The following is a 5,351-nucleotide window of genomic DNA, read 5'->3' on the forward strand; positions in this document are numbered from 1 at the left end:
GGGCGCGCCCGCCCCGGGGGGGGGGGGCTACCCGCGGGGGGGGCGGGCCACCCGGCGCGCGCCCGGCGGGGGGGGCCCCGCCCGCGCCGTCCAGCGAGACGGCGAGGTGCAGTGGTGCGGACCCGGATACGGATGCGGATCCGGATGCGGATCCGGAAGGAGAGCCGGAACGGGAATCGGAAACGGGCATGCTGGATTACGCCTTCCTGATCGGCGTGCGGAAAAGGGGAGGCCGATGCGGGGTGGGCGAATTCAACCCGTCATCACATTCTCCCGAAAAACGCTACGCCGGACCGCGGTGCCATTCAATGGCGGGAATATTAAGAGAACTTGGCGGTCGTGTTGCCCGGCCCGCCGGGCGCCCGGACGGCCATGAACGAGGGGCGTCGGCGCAGGGAGAAACCGATCGACTCGTAGAGCCGGATCGCGCGGGTGTTGCTCGCGGCCGTGTGCAGGAAGGGGGTTTCGCCCCGCTCCCGGATGCCCGCCGCGACGGCGCGGACCAGCCGCGTCGCCAGGCCCCGCCCCCGGTACCCGGGGTGGGTGCAGACCGCGCTGATCTCGGTCCAGCCGGGCGGCCGCAGCCGCTCGCCCGCCATCGCGATCAGCCGGCCGTGACGGCGGATGCCCAGGTACGTGCCCAGCTCCACGGTGCGGGGCAGGAACGGCCCGGGCTTCGTCAGCGCGATCAGCGCGAGGATCTCCGGAACGTCCGCCGGCCCCAGCCTGACCGCCTCCGGCGCGGCCTCGGCGCGCAGCGCGGTGTCGACGAGCTGGACCCCGGGGATCGAGCCGGTGGTCTCCCACCCCTCGGGCGGGCTCGGCACCCCCGCGAGCGGAGCCGTCCCGCCCTCCCCGACCAGCGCCCGCAGGTCGGCCCAGCAGCGGGGGTCGGCCGGGTCCGCGAGCGCGGCCCAGGGGGAGACCTCCGGGTGGTAGCGGGCGGCGCGCGAGGTCCCGGGCCCGCGCCCGCCCGGGTGCTCGGCGAACACGGCGTGCGCGCCCCGGAGCGAGGCCCAGGCGGGGTTGTCGAGGACGTGCGGACCGTCCGGGCCGGCGGCTGCGACGGGACCGACGGCGGAGCCGCTTCCGGCGCCGGTTCCGCCGGCGGCGTTGCCCACGGCGCTCACGCGTTGCTGAGCGGCAGGCCGGGCGGGTTCACCCCGGAGGTGGTGACGGCCTCGTTGGAGAGGTTCCAGGCCTCCAGCAGCTTCCCGTACTGGCCCTCCTCGATCAGGTGGTTGATCGCCTCGGCCACCGGCTTCGCCAGTCCGCTGTCCTTCTTGGCGGTGGCCGCGATCAGCCCCTGGAGCGACTCGCCCGCGCCCGAGAAGGAACCGGCGTTGCGGGTGGGAGTGCTCGTGCCCGCGGTCTGCGTGATGTGGTAGGCGATCGAGGGGTTGGGCCCGAAGTTGGCGTCGATCTTCTTGCCGCTCAGCGCGAGCGCGACGCTGTTGGCGTCGGGGAAGTACTTGACCGTGACGTCCTTGCCCTCGGCCCGGAGCTTCTTCTGCCACTCCAGCAGGATCTTCTCCTGGTTGGTGCCGGCACTGACCGAGACGGTCCTGCCCGCGAGGCTGCGGTAGTCGCCCCCGAAGTTCCAGGGGTCGTCCTTGAGCACCTCGAAGGCCAGGTTGTCCTGCCGGTACGAGGCGAACTCGTACTTCTTCTTGCGCTCCTCCGTGACCGTGACGTTGGTGAACGCCACGTCGACCTTGCCGCTGTCGATGCCGAGGAAGAGGTTCTCCCAGGTGGAGTTCTTCACGACGGGCTTGAGGCCGAGCGTCGCGGCCACCAGCCGGCCCAGGTCCGGCTCCGCACCGGTCAGCGTCTTCTGGTCGGTGCCGACGTACGCCAGCGGCGGGAACCCCGCGGGCAGCGCGCCGACCCCGATGACGAGCTCGCCGCGGTCGCGGACCTCCGCGGGCAGCTGTGCGCGCAGCGACTCGACGACCGGAGCGCTCAGTTCGGCCTCCTTGGCGGCGCCGTTGGAGACCGTGCCGACGGCGACCTTGCCGGAGGACGCGGCCCCGGTCGCCTCGGCGTCGCCGCCGCACGCGGTCAGGCCGGAGGTGAGGGCCACGGTGGCGGTCGCGGCGCCGATGCCGCGGACGAGTCTCGGACGCAGGGAGGACGGGCGCAGCATGGTGATGGTGCCTTTCCGGTCAGGGGGAACAGCGCAGACGGGTGCAGCGACGGGGGTGCGTTCAGAGGACCTTGCTGAGGAACTCGCGGGTGCGGGGGTGCGCGGGATGGTCCAGGACCCGCTCGGGCGGGCCCTGTTCGACGATCCGGCCGCCGTCCAGGAACACGACCTCGTCGGCCACCTCGCGGGCGAAGCCGATCTCGTGCGTGACGATGACCAGCGTCGTGCCGCCGGTGGCCAGGTCCTTGATGACGGACAGCACCTCGCCCACGAGCTCGGGGTCGAGGGCGGAGGTGGGCTCGTCGAAGAGGATGACCCCGGGCCGCAGCGCGAGCGCCCGGGCGATGGCCACCCGCTGCTGCTGGCCGCCGGACAGCCGGCGCGGGTACGCGCCGGTCCGGTCGCCGAGCCCGACCCGTTCCAGCAGCTCGCGCGCCTGTGCCCGGGCCTCGGCGCGGCGCAGCCGGCCGGTGGCCACCGGCGCCGCGGCGACGTTGTCCAGCACGGTCAGGTGGGGGAAGAGGTTGAAGTTCTGGAAGACGAAGCCGATCCGGCCGCGCTGCGCGAGGATCGCCCGCTCGCTCAGCTCCTTGAGCCGGGTGCCGTGGCGCCGTACGCCGATCAGCTCGCCGCCGACGCTGACGTGGCCGGCCTCCGGCTTCTCCAGGTGGTTGACGACCCGCAGCAGCGTGGACTTGCCGGAGCCCGAACGGCCCAGGACCACCGTGACCGTGCCCGGCCGTACCGTCAGGCTCACGCCGTCCAGGACGCGCCGGCCGGCGAACGACTTGTGCACGTCGTGGACCTCGATCGCGGCGGGCGCGGGCGCGGGCGCGGTGGCGGTGGTGGTGGCGGTCATCGCGCCGTCTCCTTCCGGTGGCGGCTGCGCAGCTCGCCCAGGCCCGCACGGGCCCGCTGCAGGGGGGTGGGCGGGGGCGTGCGCAGGGCGCCGCGGGCGTAGTACCGCTCGACGTGGTACTGCACGGCGGACAGGACGCTGGTGAGGATCACGTACCAGACGGTCGCCACCAGCAGCAGCGGCACCACGTCCCCCGGATAGGTGCTGCCGAGGCCCTGGACCGTGCCGAACAGGTCGAGCAGGGAGACGTAGAATACCAGCGAGGTGGCCTTGACCAGCCCGATCAGCAGGTTGACGTACGACGGGACGATCGCGCGCAGCGCCTGCGGGAAGACGATCCGGGTGAACTGGTACCGCCTGGGCAGACCCAGCGCGGCCGCGGCCTCGTGCTGGCCCTGGTCGACGGAGAGCAGCCCGGCCCGGACGACCTCGGCCGCGTACGCCGTCTCGACCGCGCTCAGTCCGACGACCGCCACGACCATGTCGGTGGCCAGCCGGGACTCGTCGAAGGTGAAGAAGGCGGGACCGAACGGCACCCCGACGCTCAGCGTGGGGTACAGCGCGCTGAGGTTGTAGAGGAAGAGCAGGACGACGATCAGCGGGACCGAGCGCAGCAGCCACACGTACGTCCAGCTCACCGAGCGCAGCACCGGGTTGCCGGAGATCCGCCCGAGGGCGAGCAGCACCCCGCCGGCCAGCCCCAGGAGCGCGCTGTACGCGGCCACCCGGAGGGTGATCCACAGCCCCTCCAGCACGACCGGCCGCAGGAACCAGTACGCGAACCGGTCCCACTGGTAGAAGGGGTTGGTCAGCAGCCCGTGGCCGGCCTGGGCGACCAGGACCAGCACGACGGCGGCGCCGATCCACCGGCCGGGGCGGCGGAGCGGGAGCACCCGCTCGGCCCGGCCCGCAGGTTCGGGCGGGCCGGCGGGTGCGGCGCGGACGATCGATTCACTCAAGGACACGAGAGCAGCTTCGACAGGGCCGAGAATCGATGTCAACGGTCCGGATATCGATGGCCACACAAGCGCGTTCGCTTTTCATACCCCGTACACAAAACGCCTCCCGCCGAAATGAACGGGGGCCCTCGTTCACAGCCAGGGAATCTCGTGGGCGGCGTAACGGTAGGCGCGGAAGACGGAGTTCTGCGCCCCCGCGGAGGATTCCAGGCCGACGCCGTCACCGAAGGAGCGGAACTGCGGGACCACGAACTCCCACACCACCTCCCCGCCCGGCGTCACCTCGAAGAGCCGTCCGAAGGAACCCTCGGCGATGAAGGTGTTGCCGTTCGCCAGGCGCTGCGCGCTCGACATGTAGGGGCTGTAGAAGTTCTGCGGCGGGTTGTCCTCGTACGACCACACCTGCGCGCCGGTGCGCGGGTCGAGCTCCAGCACCCGCGAGTACGGCACGGAGGTGGTGTCGCGGTAGGTGCCGTTGTCGAAGACCAGGAGGGTGCCGCCGGGCAGCTCGTGGGGGTGGTGCTGCTGCGCCAGTACGTCGGGGCCGATCAGCCACTGCACCGAGCCGTCGGTGCGGTCGATGGACACGGCGGTCGACGCGCTGCGGAAGCCCACCACGACGGAGCCGTCGGCCCGTTCGTTCACGGTGTTGGCCATCGGCCAGTGGTTGCGGGCGAAGTGGCGGTTCAGCACGACCTCCTCCGGGTCGAGGTGCTCGATCGCGGCCCAGCGCCACACCACCTCGCCGTCCCAGGTCAGCTCGTAGACGACATCGCCGTAGATCACACCGCCGGGGGCCTCCGAGCCGGGGATGCCGCCCCGGATCCGGGCCGCGTCGGCCGGGTCGAGGGGTTCGACGACGGTGATGAGGAGGTTGCCGCTCCGCAGCACCGTGGCGTCGTGGTGGTGGAAGGGGTGCCGGGCCTCGCGCAGCACCGTGGAGTCGGGTGCGAGCTCCTGGAAGATACCGCCGTGGTAGACGTCCCAGATCGGGAAGAGGGTCGGACCGCTCGTGTCCTTCGCCGCGTAGAAGAGGTTGCCGTTCGGCAGGATCTGCGCCTGACGGCCGGGCGGATGGGGGGAGTTCCAGGTGTGTGCGGGGCGGCCGTCGATGTCGACGAGGTGGATCTCCCCGGCGCTGGTGATCGGCGTGTAGAGGGTGTAGCCGCCCTGGCTGCGCTCGGGGTCGTGGGCGATCAGGCCGACGCCGCGGCGGCGCAGGGTGTTCTGTTCGACGGTCATGGTGATCTCCTGAACGAGGGGAAGAGGGTGAGGGGGGCGGACTGGGCGGGGGACGCCTCGCGCGACGCCGACGAGAGCCTGGCCGTGTTCCGTGAACTCGGCGATGCCTGGGGCTGCGCCGAGGCGCTGTCCGCCCGCTGTCTCT

General features: G+C 72.3%; 5 protein-coding genes. All 5 read right to left on the reverse strand.

Going from position 1 to position 5,351, the window contains the following annotated elements; translation table 11 throughout:
• Positions 1 to 320: 320 nt before the first annotated feature.
• Positions 321 to 1,130, reverse strand: coding sequence for a GNAT family N-acetyltransferase (locus tag ACFXA3_RS34340; protein WP_385193458.1), 810 nt, complete (start codon positions 1,128 to 1,130; stop codon positions 321 to 323).
• Entirely contained in the window at positions 1,127 to 2,146 is a 1,020-nt protein-coding gene (locus ACFXA3_RS34345; protein ID WP_385193461.1) for a transporter substrate-binding domain-containing protein, read from the reverse strand. The genes ACFXA3_RS34340 and ACFXA3_RS34345 overlap by 4 nt, the downstream gene beginning before the upstream one ends.
• A gap of 61 nt (positions 2,147 to 2,207) precedes the next feature.
• On the reverse strand, positions 2,208 to 3,005 hold the full coding sequence (locus ACFXA3_RS34350; protein ID WP_385193464.1) for an amino acid ABC transporter ATP-binding protein: 798 nt from the start codon (positions 3,003 to 3,005) through the stop codon (positions 2,208 to 2,210).
• Entirely contained in the window at positions 3,002 to 3,964 is a 963-nt protein-coding gene (locus tag ACFXA3_RS34355) for an amino acid ABC transporter permease (RefSeq protein WP_385193467.1), read from the reverse strand. Before ACFXA3_RS34355 ends, ACFXA3_RS34350 begins: the two co-directional genes overlap by 4 nt.
• A gap of 132 nt (positions 3,965 to 4,096) precedes the next feature.
• On the reverse strand, positions 4,097 to 5,206 hold the full coding sequence (locus ACFXA3_RS34360; RefSeq protein WP_385193470.1) for an aryl-sulfate sulfotransferase: 1,110 nt from the start codon (positions 5,204 to 5,206) through the stop codon (positions 4,097 to 4,099).
• Between the last annotated feature and the right edge of the window lie 145 nt (positions 5,207 to 5,351).

It is taken from the genome of Streptomyces sp. NPDC059456, assembly GCF_042750055.1.
In the GTDB taxonomy this organism is placed as follows: Bacteria; Actinomycetota; Actinomycetes; order Streptomycetales; family Streptomycetaceae; genus Streptomyces.